The organism is Marinobacter nanhaiticus D15-8W, assembly GCF_036511935.1.
Classification (GTDB): domain Bacteria; phylum Pseudomonadota; class Gammaproteobacteria; order Pseudomonadales; family Oleiphilaceae; genus Marinobacter_A; species Marinobacter_A nanhaiticus.
Window position 1 is genome coordinate 4,161,793 of the sequence record NZ_AP028878.1, and the last position, 15,924, is coordinate 4,177,716.

The 15,924-nt window shown below is 60.2% G+C and carries 15 protein-coding genes; 7 read left to right on the forward strand and 8 right to left on the reverse strand.

The genetic code is table 11. The features are described from left to right. Entirely contained in the window at positions 1 to 1,308 is a 1,308-nt protein-coding gene (locus tag RE428_RS18620) for a YihY/virulence factor BrkB family protein (RefSeq protein ID WP_040882470.1), read from the reverse strand. Positions 1,309 to 1,498: 190 nt separating this feature from the next. Then, positions 1,499 to 2,677 carry an NnrS family protein gene (locus tag RE428_RS18625; protein ID WP_004580674.1) on the reverse strand — a complete coding sequence of 393 codons (1,179 nt, stop codon included), beginning with the start codon at positions 2,675 to 2,677 and terminating at the stop codon, positions 1,499 to 1,501. A 143-nt stretch (positions 2,678 to 2,820) separates the two neighbouring features. On the opposite strand from RE428_RS18625, the gene RE428_RS18630 reads away from it, so the two are divergent. Then, a complete protein-coding gene (locus RE428_RS18630; RefSeq protein ID WP_004580673.1) occupies positions 2,821 to 3,195 on the forward strand; it encodes a SirB2 family protein in 375 nt (124 codons plus the stop codon). A 117-nt stretch (positions 3,196 to 3,312) separates the two neighbouring features. Here the strand turns inward: RE428_RS18630 and RE428_RS18635 are convergent, their stop codons facing one another. After that, complete coding sequence (locus RE428_RS18635; RefSeq protein ID WP_004580672.1) at positions 3,313 to 5,982, reverse strand: nitrate/nitrite transporter; 2,670 nt, start codon at positions 5,980 to 5,982, stop codon at positions 3,313 to 3,315. A gap of 412 nt (positions 5,983 to 6,394) precedes the next feature. Here RE428_RS18635 and hemN point away from each other — a divergent pair, with 412 nt between their 5' ends. Continuing rightward, positions 6,395 to 7,822 carry an oxygen-independent coproporphyrinogen III oxidase gene (gene hemN / locus RE428_RS18640; RefSeq protein WP_004580671.1) on the forward strand — a complete coding sequence of 476 codons (1,428 nt, stop codon included), beginning with the start codon at positions 6,395 to 6,397 and terminating at the stop codon, positions 7,820 to 7,822. Here hemN and trhP read toward each other — a convergent pair. After that, entirely contained in the window at positions 7,815 to 9,116 is a 1,302-nt protein-coding gene (trhP, locus tag RE428_RS18645; protein WP_040883206.1) for a prephenate-dependent tRNA uridine(34) hydroxylase TrhP, read from the reverse strand. The genes hemN and trhP overlap by 8 nt on opposite strands. A gap of 179 nt (positions 9,117 to 9,295) precedes the next feature. Here trhP and RE428_RS18650 point away from each other — a divergent pair, with 179 nt between their 5' ends. Then, positions 9,296 to 9,805, forward strand: a complete 510-nt coding sequence (locus RE428_RS18650) for a helix-turn-helix transcriptional regulator (RefSeq protein WP_004580669.1) — start codon at positions 9,296 to 9,298, stop codon at positions 9,803 to 9,805. Here the strand turns inward: RE428_RS18650 and fabB are convergent. Both fabB and fabA read right to left on the reverse strand, forming a co-directional pair. Beyond that, entirely contained in the window at positions 9,786 to 11,003 is a 1,218-nt protein-coding gene (fabB, locus tag RE428_RS18655) for a beta-ketoacyl-ACP synthase I (RefSeq protein WP_004580668.1), read from the reverse strand. The genes RE428_RS18650 and fabB overlap by 20 nt on opposite strands. Before the next feature lie 9 nt (positions 11,004 to 11,012). Continuing rightward, on the reverse strand, positions 11,013 to 11,525 hold the full coding sequence (fabA, locus tag RE428_RS18660) for a bifunctional 3-hydroxydecanoyl-ACP dehydratase/trans-2-decenoyl-ACP isomerase (RefSeq protein ID WP_004580667.1): 513 nt from the start codon (positions 11,523 to 11,525) through the stop codon (positions 11,013 to 11,015). Between the two features lie 210 nt (positions 11,526 to 11,735). Between fabA and RE428_RS18665 the strand changes: the two genes are divergently transcribed. The 4 genes from RE428_RS18665 to RE428_RS18680 all read left to right on the forward strand — a co-directional run bounded on the left by RE428_RS18665 (position 11,736) and on the right by RE428_RS18680 (position 14,629). Further along, positions 11,736 to 12,245, forward strand: coding sequence for an SRPBCC family protein (locus RE428_RS18665; protein ID WP_004580666.1), 510 nt, complete (start codon positions 11,736 to 11,738; stop codon positions 12,243 to 12,245). A 45-nt stretch (positions 12,246 to 12,290) separates the two neighbouring features. Continuing rightward, a complete protein-coding gene (locus RE428_RS18670) occupies positions 12,291 to 12,608 on the forward strand; it encodes a c-type cytochrome (RefSeq protein WP_004580665.1) in 318 nt (105 codons plus the stop codon). A gap of 111 nt (positions 12,609 to 12,719) precedes the next feature. Next, positions 12,720 to 13,718: a ubiquinone anaerobic biosynthesis protein UbiU gene (ubiU, locus tag RE428_RS18675; protein WP_004580664.1), complete on the forward strand. Its 999-nt coding sequence runs from the start codon at positions 12,720 to 12,722 to the stop codon at positions 13,716 to 13,718. A 20-nt stretch (positions 13,719 to 13,738) separates the two neighbouring features. Further along, a complete protein-coding gene (locus tag RE428_RS18680) occupies positions 13,739 to 14,629 on the forward strand; it encodes a U32 family peptidase (protein ID WP_004580663.1) in 891 nt (296 codons plus the stop codon). Here the strand turns inward: RE428_RS18680 and ubiT are convergent. Then, positions 14,614 to 15,132, reverse strand: coding sequence for a ubiquinone anaerobic biosynthesis accessory factor UbiT (gene ubiT / locus RE428_RS18685; protein WP_004580662.1), 519 nt, complete (start codon positions 15,130 to 15,132; stop codon positions 14,614 to 14,616). The genes RE428_RS18680 and ubiT overlap by 16 nt on opposite strands. Positions 15,133 to 15,235: 103 nt before the next feature. Beyond that, a complete protein-coding gene (gene narL / locus RE428_RS18690; protein WP_004580661.1) occupies positions 15,236 to 15,889 on the reverse strand; it encodes a two-component system response regulator NarL in 654 nt (217 codons plus the stop codon). Positions 15,890 to 15,924: the final 35 nt, after the last annotated feature.

Genomic DNA, 15,924 nt, shown 5'->3' on the forward strand with positions numbered 1-15,924 from the left:
TCAGTCCCGGCGCGGTTTGAGCAGCTCTGCCATGGTTCTCGTGTCGCTGCAGTTGGGGAGCGGTGAAAGGTCGTCCGGCAACACCTTGGGCAGGCGCCGCACCAGGCGCTCCTCGTCGGTACGGATAACCGCGAGGATCTCCTCGATGCTGATCAAATCCAGCGCACGGGCCGGCACGAGGCCGTCCCCTTCAGGCCCAGCCAGCATGAGCAGCCCGCCGCGAATCAGCTTGTCACTGATCTTGCGCGACACTTCGGCGGGAATACCCATCTCCTCCTCAAGCTGTTCCTGCTGGGGCGTCGCCTTGCCCTCACTGAAGGGCTTGCACACCATCCACATCATCACCAGCGCCACCTGCTCCTGCAGCTCGGGAGATACCCTCACCTCACGACGCTTGGAAATCGCCCGGGGATTCTGGATGTAGAACACAAGGCTGGAACCGACCAACAGCACCAGCCAGTTCAGGTAGAGCCAGATCAACAGGATGATGCCGATGGCGAAACTGGAATAGATTGCCTCATACCGGGCCGATCCTGCGACGAAGGACGCAAAAAGCATACTGAGCGCCTGCCAGGACACCCCGGCAATGACCCCGCCGATCAGCGCGTACTTGAATCCAACCTTGGTGTTGGGCATGAACACGTACATGAACGTGAACGCCAATACGACGATGAAGAAGGGAGTGAAGCGGCTCAGGAACAGCACCACGGTGCCCAGGGGCTCTATCGCGATCAGCGTCTGGACGACCGTCGAGGAGAAAATGGTCGCCGTGATCCCGACCGCCAACACCATCATCAGTGGGCCGATCATGATAACGCTAACGTAGTTGCTGAACCGCTGCGTGAGCGAGCGCATCTGCGGCACCCGCCAGATGGTATTGAAGGCAAACTCGATCTTCTGCACCAGCGAAATGACGGTGTAGATCAGCAACGCAAGGCCTACCGAACCCAGCACGCCCACCTTGATGTTATCGACGAACTCGAGAATCTTGTTCGCCATATCGATCCCCTGGGGACCCATGGGCTCGAAGAACTGGTACAGGAAAGGCTGGATACGCTGGTGCACATCCATGGCCTTGAGCACCGAGAAGCTCAATGCCAGCAGCGGCACGATACTGAGGAGGGTTGTGTAGACCAGGCTCATGGCATGCAGCGTGAGCTGGCCGTTAATCACATCCCGGGCCACCGCGTAGATGACCCGTCCGGCCCTATAGAGGGCAATCCAGGGCATTTTCCTGGGGGGGTTCGGATTGGCCAGGATCCATTGTTCCAAGGCCTCAACACGTTCCTTGATTGGGCTTAGGCTCACAAAAACGCTCTCGGTCTGGGTTGGCGATTACCCTTTAGGGCTTACCGGTGGAGGACGATACGTCCTGTGCCGCGTCACCGATTGCCAGTATGGCGCATTTCCTGCCGAGTCAGAAATGGCCCATGTTGCAACTATCGAAAAATTCACGGTTTATGCCGCGGTATTGAAACCAGCCCAGGGGCTATTACCCTCAACCTTCGCGTCCATCGGCCCGGGGGCGGGCAAGGATCCCCGCGTAGAACACCAGGAACAGGGCAAACGCCAGAACCCAGAGACCACCACTGATCCGCACGCCCAGGGCCCACTCAATACCGCCGAAAGCAGTCACCACCCGCACCAGCGCCGCAGCCTGGATAGCAAGAAACGCCGCCACCATGCCAGTGGGGAGAACCAGCGCCCTCCCTGTATGCCCAAGGGAAACCCGCGCGATAACACCTAACACCAGGCTGCCGATGACACCCAGTCCCGCGGCATGGGCCCACGCGCTGCCCGGCCAGTCGAGCAGCTGGTGCCCCGCCAGCAACACCAGGGCCACGGGGATCCAGAGTAGCGAGAGGTGAAGAATCCACAGCAGCGGATTTCGCGCTACCCGCCAGCCCTTCCAGCCGATAAGGCGCGACAACATCAAGGCAGCAGCCACCAGAGCCGCCAGTCCACTACCCCAGTGTCTGCCTGCCAGCAGGAGCGCCAGCAGGGCCACCATGCTCGCTAACTGGAGCATGTCCAGCCTTGGAAAGACCTTGACGGCTGACCCATCAAGCCCCTGCTGGCGCAGCCAGCCTGAGGAAAACGCCGGCGTAATCCGACCGCCGATGATGCCCGAGAGCGCCATAGCCATCACCAACCCACCGGAGATGAACAACGGGTTGAACGATAGAACAAAGCCGAGCTGCATCCCCCAGAGCAGTCCCAATACCACCAGGATCATCAGTTGCCGACGTTGGCGTGCTCGCCAGATACGCCAACCAGCGTCGAACATCACCAGCGGCATGAAAGCCAGGTTGACCGCGTGAACCAAAATCGCTGGCACCTCTGCGCCGCCAGCCAGAAGCAGGCGTCCACCGAGCCAGACCAGCCAGAGGCCGAAGAGGGACGCGCCGTGGGTGCGCTCCGTACTGGTCCAGACGCAAACCGCAGTCAGCAGGAAACCGGCAATGGCGGCAGATAGAAAACCGAACAGCATCTCGTGTTGATGCCAGAACAAGCCCGGCATGGCCAACGGCAAACGCAGCTCCCCGGAAGCCACGCCGATCCAGAGAGGGACGGCAAACACCCCGAGTAGCGCCAACGACAGGAAGAAGATACGGAAGGGATAGCTGAAGAGCTGCCCGATGGCCGGTCGATCGATGGCAACACTGTCGGTTTGCATGGCATCGCACTCCACGAAATGGCTACAGCATCAGGTTAAGACTTTTAAGATTCATTTTAAATAAATCTTTTTGAGTATTACTCGGGACGGAGGCATCATGGTCCCGCTGAAAATGAAGACTGTTCGGACCGAAGGGCCCCTCCATGCAATGGTATCCACTGCTAAAACACATCCATATCACCACCGCCGGCCTGACAGCCGTTCTTTTTATCCTACGTCTTGCGTTGGATGCCGGCGGCCGGCCAGGCTGGCGATCGACGCCACTCAAATGGCTACCCCACCTGAATGACACCCTACTGCTGGCAGCCGCCATCGGCCTGCTGGTCGTCACCGGTTGGATGCCTTTCGTCCACCACTGGCTGACTGGCAAGGTGATTCTTCTCTTGGGTTATATCGTCGCAGGACGTTACGCCATCAAGCCACGATATGGCCGTTCCACACGCATCACCGCGGCCACGCTCGCGCTGTTCCAGCTTGCCCTGATCTTCTGGCTGGCGCTGAACAAGCCGATGTTCTGACCGACTCCGCATCCCTCCTCCCATAAAAAAAAGGCGCCCGGAGGAGCGCCAAGGCTCCGCCCGTGCGAATCGTTCAGCACGGGCGGATTAACGGGTTAATGCATCACTGCCGTGGGACTAGCACGGGAACGGCGCATTGCGTCTTGAGTAGTACCACCAGGTCAGCACCATGCAGCTGGCATAGAACACGATGAAGCCGATCAGCGCCGGCGCCACCCCGCCAGTCAGGTCGATCGAGGTACCGTAGGATTTGGGGATAAAGAACCCGCCGTAGGCGGCAAATGCGGAGATGAATCCCAGCACCGCCGCAGACTCCTTGTTCGCGGCCTTTTCGGCACGCGTCTTGTCCTGGCCGCCGATTTCCTTCATCAGCAGGTCGCGGAAGATGATGGGGACCATACGGAAAGTCGAGCCGTTGCCGATGCCTGAGGCCGCGAAAAGCACCAGGAACATCAAGAAGAAGCCCCAGAAATTGCCCGCCCCGTTATCGCCGGGCAGGAAGTAAAGCACACCCATAATGCCCAGGATCATCACTGCGAACGTCCAGAAGGTTACGCGAGCTCCACCCAGCTTGTCCGCCAGGATACCGCCCACCGGTCGGGACAACGCGCCGACCAATGGCCCCAGGAAAGCGAACTTCACCGGGTCGACCTGCGGGAACTGCATGCCTGACAGCAGCGGGAAGCCGGCGGCAAAGCCGATGAAGCTGCCGAACATCCCCAGGTAGAGCCAGCACATGCGCCAGTTGTCGGCGCGACGGAAGATGACTGCCTGGTCGCGGAAGCTGGATTTGGCATCGGCAATATCGTTCATACCGAACCAGGCGGCGATGGCGCCGACGACGATTAGCGGCGCCCAGATAAAGGCCGCATTCTGCAACCATAGCATCTCGCCCTGATTGGGACCGGTGACAATGGTCAGGCCATCCCCCGCCCAGTTACCGAATACGCTACTGGCGATCACCAGCGGCGCCAACAACTGCATACCGGACACGCCCAGGTTGCCCAGGCCGGCATTCAGGCCAAGGGCTGCGCCCTTCTGGGACTGCGGATAGAAGAAGCTGATATTGGCCATACTGGAGGCGAAGTTACCACCACCGAAGCCACAAAGCAGTGCCAGCACCAGCATCACCAGGTACGGCGTACTGGTATCCTGGATAGCGAAGCCGATCCAGATGCACGGCAGCAGCAACGAGGCGGTAGAGATAGCTGTCCAGCGGCGGCCGCCGAAGATGGGCACCATGAAACTGTAGAAGATGCGCAGGGTTGCGCCGGACAACGCCGGCAAGGCCGCGAGCCAGAACAACTGGTTGGAGCTGTAGTCAAAGCCCAGCTTAGGCATCTTCACCACCAGGATGCTCCAGATGGTCCATACCGCGAAGGCCAGGAACAGGTTGGGAATCGAGATCCACAGGTTACGCCGGGCAATGCCCTTGCCCTTGGCTTCCCAGAATTCCGGATCCTCCGGGCGCCAGTCGTCCAGCACGAACATGGACGGCGTAGCCAACTCGGGCAGGTCAGTCTTCTCTTCCTTCTGGCTCCACTCCACGCGCTCGGCGGAACGGATGGCATAGTGCATCCACACCAGCGCTGCGGTCACGATAACGAACAGCAGCATGAAACAGCTTTGCCAGATGCCGATGACATCGTTGAGCATGCCGAAGGTCAGCGGCATCAGGAAGCCGCCCAAACCACCGATCATGCCGACGACACCGCCGACCGCACCCACATGCCGGGGGTAATAGACCGGGATGTGCTTGAACACGGCGGCTTTGCCCAGGGACATGAAGAAGCCCAGCACGAAGGTCAGCAGAATGAAGGCTGGCAGGCTCATCGCCAGACTGAAGGCGATATCGCCTTTCACACCCTCGACCGTGTAATCGGTCGGCGGGTAGCTCAGCAGGAAGGTGCAGATCACCGAGGCAATCAATGTCCAGTACATGACCCGGCGGGCGCCGTAGCGGTCGGACAACCAGCCACCGAGGATCCGGAAAAGGGAAGCCGGAACGGTATAGAGCGCGGCGATGACACCGGCGGTGGCGATGTCCAGGCCATAGACCTCGATCAGGTAGTGTGGCAGCCACAACGCGAGTGCCACGAAGGCGCCAAATACGAAGAAGTAGTACAGCGAGAAGCGCCAGACACGGACTTCGGCCAGCGGCGCCATTTGCTGCATGAAACTCTCGCTGCGACGGCCCTGACGTTCGGCAGCGAGTGGATCCTCCTTCGCAATGACGAAGAACACTACACCCATGATGGCCAGGACCGTCGCGTAAACCTGGGCGGTTCCCTGCCAGCCCAACGCCAGCAATAGGAACGGTGCGCCGAAATTGGTCAGGGCGGCACCGACGTTGCCCGCACCGAAGATACCCAGGGCGGTGCCTTGTCTGGAGGGTTCGAACCAGGCGGCGGTGTAGGTCACACCGACGATAAAGGAACCACCCGCCAGCCCCACACCGAGGGCAGCCACCAGCAGCATCGGATAGCTATTGGCAAACGTCAGCAGATACACGCAAGCGGACGTCGCCAGCATCACCAGCGAGAAGACCTTGCGGCCACCGAAACGGTCGGCCCAGATCCCCAGAAACAGACGGCTGATGGAGCCGGTCAGGATAGGGGTGGCCATCAACAGGCCAAGCTGGGTTTCGGACAGCCCGAAATCCTGCTTCAGCTTAAGACCGATGATGGAAAAAATCGTCCACACCGCAAAACACAGTGTAAACGCGAAAGTTGAGATCCCGAGGGCCCGATTCTGGTCCCCTCGGGCGGGAGCTGCCGTTGTCGCCATATAAATCTCCAAAATGGCATTCAGAGGGTTACGGCAACTCTAGTGAGGGCCCAGGGTGCGGGAATTGATATTTCTCAAGCTCACAAGGGCCTCGCTCGGCCCTGTCAGAAAGCAGGCATTCAGCCGTACAGGAAGGGCAGATTAAATGCTTTTATATCATAAAGTTGCGAAGGCACTACTCCTCTTTGGGTAGCCAGTCGGCGCAGCCAGTTCATTGGGAGTAACCCGACGTTTCCACCCATCGATCCATCGCTCGGACCCAAGCAAATTATCTTTTAAGCTACTGATAGACAAAGCATTCATAGCATCACCCACCTCCAAAGAGGTAGATAGCCTATAGCCTCCGGGGAAGAGGCCGCAAAAGCGCGCGTTGCTACTATTGCAACCTCATCCATTGCCCGGCGAATGCATCATGACTTCGCAACAACGTCTCCAGCAGCGCTCAGCCAACACGCCGTCAAACGCTTCCGAATTCTGGGACGAAGCGCTGATCCATCGCTATGATCTGACGGGGCCGCGATACACCTCCTATCCGACGGCTGTGGAGTTTACCGATACGTACGGGCCGAGCGACTTCGTGGCTAATGCCGAGGCCAGCCAATCCAGCGGCCGCCCACTATCCTTGTACACTCACCTGCCGTTCTGTGCGCATCTTTGCTACTACTGCGCCTGTAACAAGGTGATCACAAAGAAGCGTGACAAGGCACTCCCTTATGTTGACCGATTGCTGAAGGAAGCGCGTCTCCAGGCCCGGCTATTCGGCCCCCATCGCCCCGTGCGTCAGCTGCATTGGGGCGGCGGTACACCCACATTCCTGCCCGACGATGTGATGCAGCGGTTGATGGATGGCTATCTCGAGCTGTTCAACCTGCAGTGGGACGAGGCCCGCGACTACAGTATCGAGATCGATCCACGGGAGGTCGGCGAACACACCCTCGGGGCACTGTGGTATCTGGGTTTCAACCGGATCAGCCTGGGCGTGCAGGATCTCAACCCCCAGGTACAGAAAGCGGTCAATCGTATCCAGCCCCGGGCCATGACAGAAGCTGTATTGACTGAAGCCCGGCAATTGGGATTCAACTCCATCAACCTGGACCTGATCTACGGCCTGCCCTACCAGACACCGGAGTCCTTCGCCGAGACACTGGAACATGTCATCGAGATGTCGCCGGACCGCCTGTCGATCTTCAGCTATGCGCACCTGCCGGCACGCTTCTATCCACAGACCCGGATCCAGGCGGACACGCTGCCCTCACCGGCGCAAAAACTGACCATCCTGCAGAACACCATCAACCGCCTGCTGCAGGCGGGCTACGTCTACATCGGCATGGATCATTTCGCCAAGCCGAACGACAGCCTGGCCGTGGCCCAGCGCGACGGCCGGCTGCATCGCAATTTCCAGGGCTACACCACCCATGGCGACTGCGACCTGGTCTCTCTCGGCGTTTCCGCCATCGGCCAGACGGAACACGCCTACTTCCAGAATCTGCACGACCTGCCGGCCTATGAAGCCAGTATCGACGCCGGCCAGTTGGCGACCCACAGGGGCGTCCGGCTCAGTCGCGACGATCGTCTCCGACGCTGGACGATCAACCGCCTGATCTGTCAGTTCGAACTGGACCGTGCGCTGCTCCGGGAGACGTGGGGCGAGGATTTCGACACCTACTTTGCCCCGGAGTACCAGCGGTTACAGCCCATGCTCGATGACGGCCTGCTCACGGATTCAGGGGGCGTCCTTAAGGTTATGCCGAAGGGCCGCCTGCTGATCCGCGCGATCTGTCAGGTATTCGACCGCTATCGCCAAGCTGACCCCAACCAACGATTCTCGCGGATCATTTGAGCCAGCGGGTCAGGAAGCTGTGCTCCAGGCTTCCGCGGATGCCCTGGGGTCGGGGAATGCGCACGCGGTAGCCGCTACCGGGGGCGTATTCCATGGTTTGGCCAGTGGAGGACTCGATGGTTGCAGCGTCGAATCTCAGGCTGCCTGCCGGCGTGATGAGCTCAAGCGGCTGATGGGGCGCGAAGCGATTCTTCACGTCAATGGTGAGCCAGTGATCCGAAGCCTCGACGACTGCGCCAACCAACTGTTGTGAACCCAGATCCGAAGTGCCCCGTTCGTAATTCTGGTAGTCCTGTGGCAGGTGACGGCGCAGGAACCCCTCCGTGTAGCCCCGATTTGAAAGGGCTTCCAACTCATCCATCAACGCCATATCGAATGGCTGCCCCGCCACGGCGCTATCGATAGCCCGGCGGTAGACCTGCGTGGTGCGGGCAACATAGTAGGTACTCTTGGTTCGGCCTTCGATCTTGAGCGAATGTACGCCCATGCGGACCAGTTCACCGACGTGCTGAACCGCACGCAGGTCCCGCGAGTTCATGATGTACGTGCCGTGCTCGTCCTCATAGGCCGGAATGAAACTACCGGGCCGATTAGGCTCTTCCAGCAACAGCTCACGGGGCTCGACGGTTTGCACGGCACTCGAAGCCACCAAATCGTCACTGTGATCGTGCGTGTGGTCAACCGCACGGTAGTTCCAGCGGCAGGCATTGGTACAGGCGCCCTGATTGGCGTCACGATGGTTCATATAGCCGGAGAGCAGACAGCGCCCGGAATAGGCCATGCAAAGTGCACCATGGACAAACACCTCCAGCTCCATGTCCGGCACCCGCTCGCGGATCTCGCGAACCTCATCCAGGGCCAGTTCACGGGACAGGATGACACGCTGTATGCCCTGCCGGCGCCAGAACTCCACCGTGGCCCAGTTGACGGCATTGGCCTGGACGGAGAGGTGTATCGGCTGATCCGGCCAATGCTCGCGCACCAGCATGATCAACCCCGGGTCCGACATGATCAAAGCATCCGGTCCCTGTTCGACAATGGGTTCCAGGTCATTCAGATAGGTGCGCACCTTGCTGTTATGCGGCGCGATGTTGGAGACCAGGTAGAATGCCCGACCCAGCGCCCGGGCGCGCTCCATTCCCTCGGCCAGCGCCGACGGGTCCTTGAAACTGTTGTTGCGCACCCTTAGCGAATACCGGGGCTGACCGGCATAGACGGCATCGGCGCCATAGGCAAAAGCGGTTTCCAGGTGATCGAGCGTACCGGCAGGCGCCAGTAGTTCGGGGATCGTCATCGTCATATCCAGAATCTGTGAATTCAATGTCGGCATGGAGTTCAGGGCCGGCATTGTGCCGAGACTCGACGACAGGCGACTTGACCAGACTCAAGGTTCACCCGGATATTTTCAGCTAACATATGTACGCTGAAATACAGATGCAGTCAGTTGGGTACACCCTCCCGGGGAAGAACAGCATGACCACGGACGCCTTCGCCAACCTGGTAACGGCTATGATTACCTACCTCCAATCCGCGGGTATCAGTGCAAACCTGCTTGCACGCTATACCGAGACGTCCCCTGAGCAGTTGGACCATCCGTCCACCGCATTGTCTCCCTCCCAATTGCAGCGTCTCTGGCAACTGATCCAGACCCGGGTGCTGCCGTCGATGGCTTTCAGCTTCAAGGTTCGCCCCTTGATTGCCGAGGAACTGGCCCAGGGGCCGGTGCGTGTCGACACTGTCGCCGCGAGGCTACATATGAGTCGGCATACGCTTTACAAGAAACTCAGACTGGAAAACCTGACGTTTGGCCGTCTGCTCGACGATGTGCGACGCGAGGAGGCCGTCACCCTGCTGAAGGACCTCGATCGCCCACTGGTTGAGGTGGCGGAAAGGCTGGGCTTTTCCGAACCCAGCGCATTCTGCCGCGCGTTCAAACGCTGGATGGGTCAGTCACCGGGCGCCTTCAGGCAGGCCATCGCCTGAAGACCAACGAGGCATTCGTGCCCCCAAACCCGAAACTATTGCTCATGACCAACGGCAACGCCTGATCCTCGACGAGCGCCCTGACCAGGGGGTACCCTTCGGCCCGTGAGTCTAGGGTTTCTATGTTCGCCGATGGCGTAACAAAGCCCTGCTGTTGCATAAGCAGGCTGTAGATGGCCTCGTGCACGCCCGCAGCCCCCAATGCGTGGCCACTGAGCGGCTTGGTTGAGGCCAGCAGGGGCATCTCCGGGCCGAAGACCGCACGAATGGCTTCGAGTTCGATGATATCGCCGGCGGGTGTGCTGGTGCCGTGCGTATTGATATAGGCTACCGGATCGTCAATGCCGGCAAGGGCCTGCTGCATACAGCGCACAGCACCGCGCCCTGACGGCGCCACCATATCGGCGCCATCCGAAGTAGCCCCGAATCCAACGACTTCCGCCAGGATCGGTGCACCACGTGCCTGGGCGTGCTCTAACGCTTCAAGCACCAGTACACCGCCACCCCCGGAAATAACGAAGCCATCGCGTTCCGCATCATAGGTGCGCGAAGCACGCCCCGGCATGTCGTTATAGCGTGTCGACAGCGCACCCATGGCGTCGAACAACAGGCTCAGGCTCCAGTGGATATCCTCTCCACCGCCAGCGAACATGACGTCCTGACGCCCCATGGCGATGAGGTCCCGCGCGTGGCCGATACAATGTGCACTCGTGGCGCAGGCTGACGTAATCCCATAGTTGACGCCAGTAATCCCGAACGCCGTCGCCAGCGATGCATTGATCGAACTCCCCATGGTGCGCGGCACGCGATAGGGCCCCACCCGGCGCAGGCCGCGATCACGGTGCGTGTCGATCGCATCCATCAGCTCCACCGTCGATGCGCCGCCGGTGCCCATGACCACACCGGTCATTTCATCCTGGATGGAAGATCGTTCCAGTTGCGCCTGCTCGACAGCTTCCGCCATGGCCAGGTAGGTATAACCGGCAGCGGGACACATGAAGCGCAGGTGCCGGCGGTCAATCAACTCAGCCAGATCCAGCTTGATCTGCCCACACACCTGGCTACGCAGCCCCGCATCCCGCGCCTGTTCACTAAAGCCGATGCCCGGCTTTACCGTTTTCAGGGACTCCAGAACCTGCTCCTGGTTGTAGCCGAGGCTCGACACGATTCCCATGCCTGTCACGACAACCCGTCTCATACTGACCTCCTAGAACCCATCGGTATCGGTGAAAAGCCCGACCCGCAGGTCGCGGGCGGTATAGATTTCCCGGCCGTCCACAGACACGCTGCCGTCCGCAATAGCCATGGTCAGTTTTCGTCGAATGACCCGTTTGATATCCAGCCGGTAGCTCACCCGCTTGTTATGAGGCAGCACCTGGCCAAAGAAACGAACCTCACCGGCGCCCAGGGCACGCCCCTTACCCTCGTCACCGCTCCAACCCAGGAAGAAACCAACCAGTTGCCAGAGTGCGTCCAGCCCCAGGCAGCCGGGCATGACCGGATCATCGATAAAATGACACTGGAAGAACCAGAGATCGGGGTGGATATCCAACTCGGCTTCGACACTGCCCTGACCGAAAGCCCCGTCATGGGCATCGATATGAACAATGCGGTCGAACATCAGCATGTAGTCAACCGGCAGACGAACCGCACCGGGAAATAGCCGGCCGTGACCACAGGTCTCCAGGGCCGGGCGGTCAAATTGATGGGCTTCGATCATGCAACACCTCAGATTCAGGCCGACCAACGGGATCGGCTCACCAGTTAATGAGGCCTCCCACAGTAACCAAAGCTCACCCCGATCCCATTGACCCACTGTTGACGTTCCTTGACCGAAAGTCGCCAACAAGCCTTCCAATTGACGCTCATCAAGGCGGTGGTCCCGGTTCCACCTTAATCTGCTACTAAATCCTTGATACCGGAGGACACCATGCCGGATGAAGCCATGTGTTGGGGAGAGATCAGGCGAAAGGGAAATCGTGTGGTCGCCCGCCTGGAGCGGAATATTGACCACGACATAGAGCAGGTCTGGACCATGCTCACCGACTCCGTGCACCTGCCGCAATGGCTCGCTGCCGGCTATGTCGAGCAACGCCGGGGCGGTGTGGTGAAACTGGATTTCGGACTGAGCGGCAGCGCCATCGATTGTCAGGTCCATGCTATTAGACCGCCGGAACTACTGGCCTATTCCTGGAGCGCAGGGACCGACCCTGAACGCCCCATTCGCTGGGAGTTGAAGCAGACCCACGTCGGCACGCACCTGATCCTGTCACTCGATCTGCCTGACGATGGCAACGTGGCCCTGTCCTGCGCCGGCTGGGACGCGCACCTGGAAATGCTGCTGGCCGCGCTGGAAGGCATATCGATCCACTTTCCCAAAGACCGGTTCCGCGAGGCCCGAGCCGGTTTTGACACCATGCTTAAACACGAGGCGGCCTGAGTTTCCGGCCGACAAACAAAGACATACACAGTCGAGAGAGAAATGATGAAGTATCCACTGTCAGTCGCATTCACTGTCCTGCTCGCCGCACCCGCCGTACCGGTATTCGCAGCGGATGACGGTCAGGCCCTGTTTAGCAGTAAGCCCTGTGTCGCCTGTCACCGCGTCGACCAGAAGCTGGTCGGACCGGCCCTTAACGAGGTTGCCGCAAAGTACCCGGACGACGACGCCACCAAGCAGCGCCTGGCCGATCACATCAAGAACGGCACATCCGGCAACTGGGGCCAGATCCCAATGCCGCCTAATGCGGTTACTGAAGAGGAAGCTCTGAAGCTGGCCGAGTGGGTCCTGGGGCTGAAGTAATTGCCCTCTGGCCCCAGCCCCTGCGGTTGGGGCACACCCAAGCCATAGCCGCAAGAAGATGTTGGCAGCCCCCAAGGCTTGCCAGGTCCCTTCCCCCGGATGGAGTAAGGCATGGAACTCGTCTGCCCCGCCGGCAGCTTGCCCGCGCTTAAGAAGGCCATCGACAACGGTGCCGACGCCGTTTATCTCGGTTTTCGGGACAGTACCAATGCGCGGCAGTTTGCCGGCCTCAACTTTAACGAAACCCGCGCAGCGGAAGGTATCGATTACGCCCATAGGCAGGGTCGCCGCGTCTTCTGTGCCATCAATACGTTTCCCCAGCCGTCGGGCTGGTCGCAGTGGACCGCAGCCGTCGATCGTGCTGCGGCGCTGGGCGTAGATGCGTTGATCCTCGCTGATATGGGACTGCTGGACTATGCCGCCAACCGGTATCCCGACCTGCCAAGACATCTCTCGGTCCAGGGATCTGCGACCAGCTACGAGGCCCTGCGTTTTTACAAGCAGCAGTTCGGCATCCGTCGTGCGGTGCTCCCCCGTGTCCTGTCACTGGACCAGGTCCGCAACGTGGCTCGCCACAGCCCGGTCGAGCTTGAAGTCTTTGGCTTCGGCAGCCTGTGTATCATGGCCGAGGGTCGCTGTTATCTCTCGTCATACATCACCGATGAATCGCCCAACACCCGCGGCGCCTGCTCACCGGCCAAAGCGGTGCGCTGGCAGGAAACCCCGGACGGCGGCCTGGAATCCCGCCTCAATGACGTGTTGATCGACCGCTACCACAAAGACGAACCGGCCGGCTACCCGACCCTGTGCAAGGGCCGTTTCAATGTCGAGGGCGACACTTACCACGCCATCGAGGAGCCGGTCAGCCTGAACACGCTCGACCTGCTGCCGGAACTGCAGGCCCTGGGCATCCAGGCGGTGAAGATCGAGGGCCGTCAACGCAGCCCGGCTTACATCGCCGAGGTCGCCCGCACGTGGCGGGGGGCGCTGGATAGCCTCGCGAAGGCTCCGGCAGACTACAGTGTCAAACCGAACTGGCAGCATACGCTGGCCGGACTTTCCGAGGGTGGCCTGACCACCCTGGGCGCCTACCACCGCAAGTGGAAATAAACACCGAAACAGGAGCTGTGATGAAACTTTCCCTGGGGCCGATCCTGTGGTTCTGGTCGCGCCAGGCGGTCTTCGACTTCTACGCCGAGGCGGCCGAATGGCCCGTGGACATTATCTACCTCGGCGAGGCCGTCTGTTCCCGGCGCCGGGAACTGAAGCCGGACGACTGGCTGGCGTTGGCCCGGGACCTGAAGGCCTGCGGTAAGGAGGTCGTGCTGTCGACACTGACCCTGGTGGAGTCCGAGGCAGATCTTCGCCGCCTGCGCCGATTCTGCGAGCAGGGCGAGTTCACCGTCGAAGCCAATGACCAGAGCGCACTGCAACTGGCCATAGAAGCCGGCCTGCCCTTCATCACCGGCCCGGCCATGAACATCTACAATACCTCGACCCTTCGACTGCTGGTGGAGAACGGTCTCAAACGCTGGAACCTGCCCGTCGAGTTATCGAAGGCCACGCTGGACGACATGCAGGGCGAAATCCGCCAGACGGAGTTGAGCGCACCAGTGGAAGTCTTCAGTTGGGGGTTCCTGCCACTGGCCTGGTCCTCGCGATGTTTTACGGCCCGCCACTACAATCTGCCAAAAGACAATTGCAGCTTTCGCTGCCTCGAGCATCCGGAAGGCCTTGAACTGACGTCGCAGGAAGCGCAGCCACTGTTTCGCATCAACGGTACCTCTACCCTTTCCGGTGCACGCTATGACCTGATGCGCCACCTCCCGGACATGACCGACATGGGCGTGAGCGTGGCCCGACTGAGCCCGGAGCGCAAAGGCATGGAGGACGTGGTGAAACGGTTCGATCTGGTGCGCCGCGGGGTCATGCCCCTACGCGATCCGCTGGAATTGGTGGAAGCGCCGCCCTGCAACGGCTACTGGTACGGCGCGCCCGGCATGGATCAGGTCGGCAACTGACGTCGACGAACAGCCTGGAGCCGGGTCCAGAAGGCAGGCACCAACGACCACTCCAGGCTGTCGAGCAGGTTCCGCAAGCCCAGCCCCAACTCCGTGTCGCCTTCAATAATGAGTCGACGCTGGAAGAACAGCTGATCCGGGTCCTGCTGCCTTTGGGCCAGTTGCCGGAACGCGGCAATCGATCCGCGAATGGTGGCTTCGCCCGGCCCCTCGACGACACGCAGGCGCGACTGCCAGAAACCCAGGCTGACACCGGGCCCGCCCCCATTCACTTCCAACCGGATAACCCGGCCTTCGAACGGTTCGAATTCGCCGTCGGCGATGGCCTTACCGAACAGTCGGTTGAGCGGAAGCTCCGCAATAGCTTGCTTGAAAGGTAACGGGACCTGCCGATCGACGGCGCCCAATAGCGGGAGCGGTGAAGGTAGCAGGCTGCTGGCGACGCCGGCAGCCTGCCTCAATAGCGGAAGGTAACTGCGAACGACGGCCTCGGGCTGGGGCATGAAGATACTCCGTTTTACACGTCGGGTTCTTGCAACACGGAGAAAGCTTAGCGCGAAGCATCTCGCAATAACTTGATTTATCGCAGCCTGGGCGCTGTTTTCCTTACCGCAGCCCCTCCTCTACGGCCCACACAGCCACTTCCACCCGCGAACGCAGGTTGAGTTTTTTCAGCAGGTGCTTGACGTGGACCTTCACGGTACCGTCGCTGATATCGAGCCGGCGGCCGATCATCTTGTTCGACAGGCCGTCGGCGATCAGCTTGAGGATGTCACGTTCCCGTGGCGTCAGACTTGCGTAGTCCGGTTTTGCTTCTGGCTGAGGCTTCTGCGAACGCAAGGCCTGGGCCAGTAACGTGGTGAGTTTGTCGCTGATCACCATCTTGCCCAGGGCGGCCTGCTTCAACTGGTCAATCATGTCCAGCGGCTCCATGTCCTTGAGCAGATAGCCATCGGCACCGGCACGCAGGGCTTCGACCACATCATCTTCACTGTCGGACACGGTAAAGATGACGATACGGGAACTGATATTTTCTTCCCGCAGCTTCTTCAGGGCCTCGATGCCATTCATCTCCGGCATGTTGAGATCCAGCAGGATCAGGTCCGGTTCGATGTCGATCGCCTTCTGCACGCCGTCCATGGCATTGCTGGCCTCACCGGCCACCGCCATATCCGGTTCCATGTCGATCAACTGCTTGATGCCCTGCCGCAACAGCGGATGGTCATCGATCAAAAGGATACTTGCCGGCGTATCAGCCATAGGCGCTCCTGATTCCTGGTGGTTCGATAGTCTGT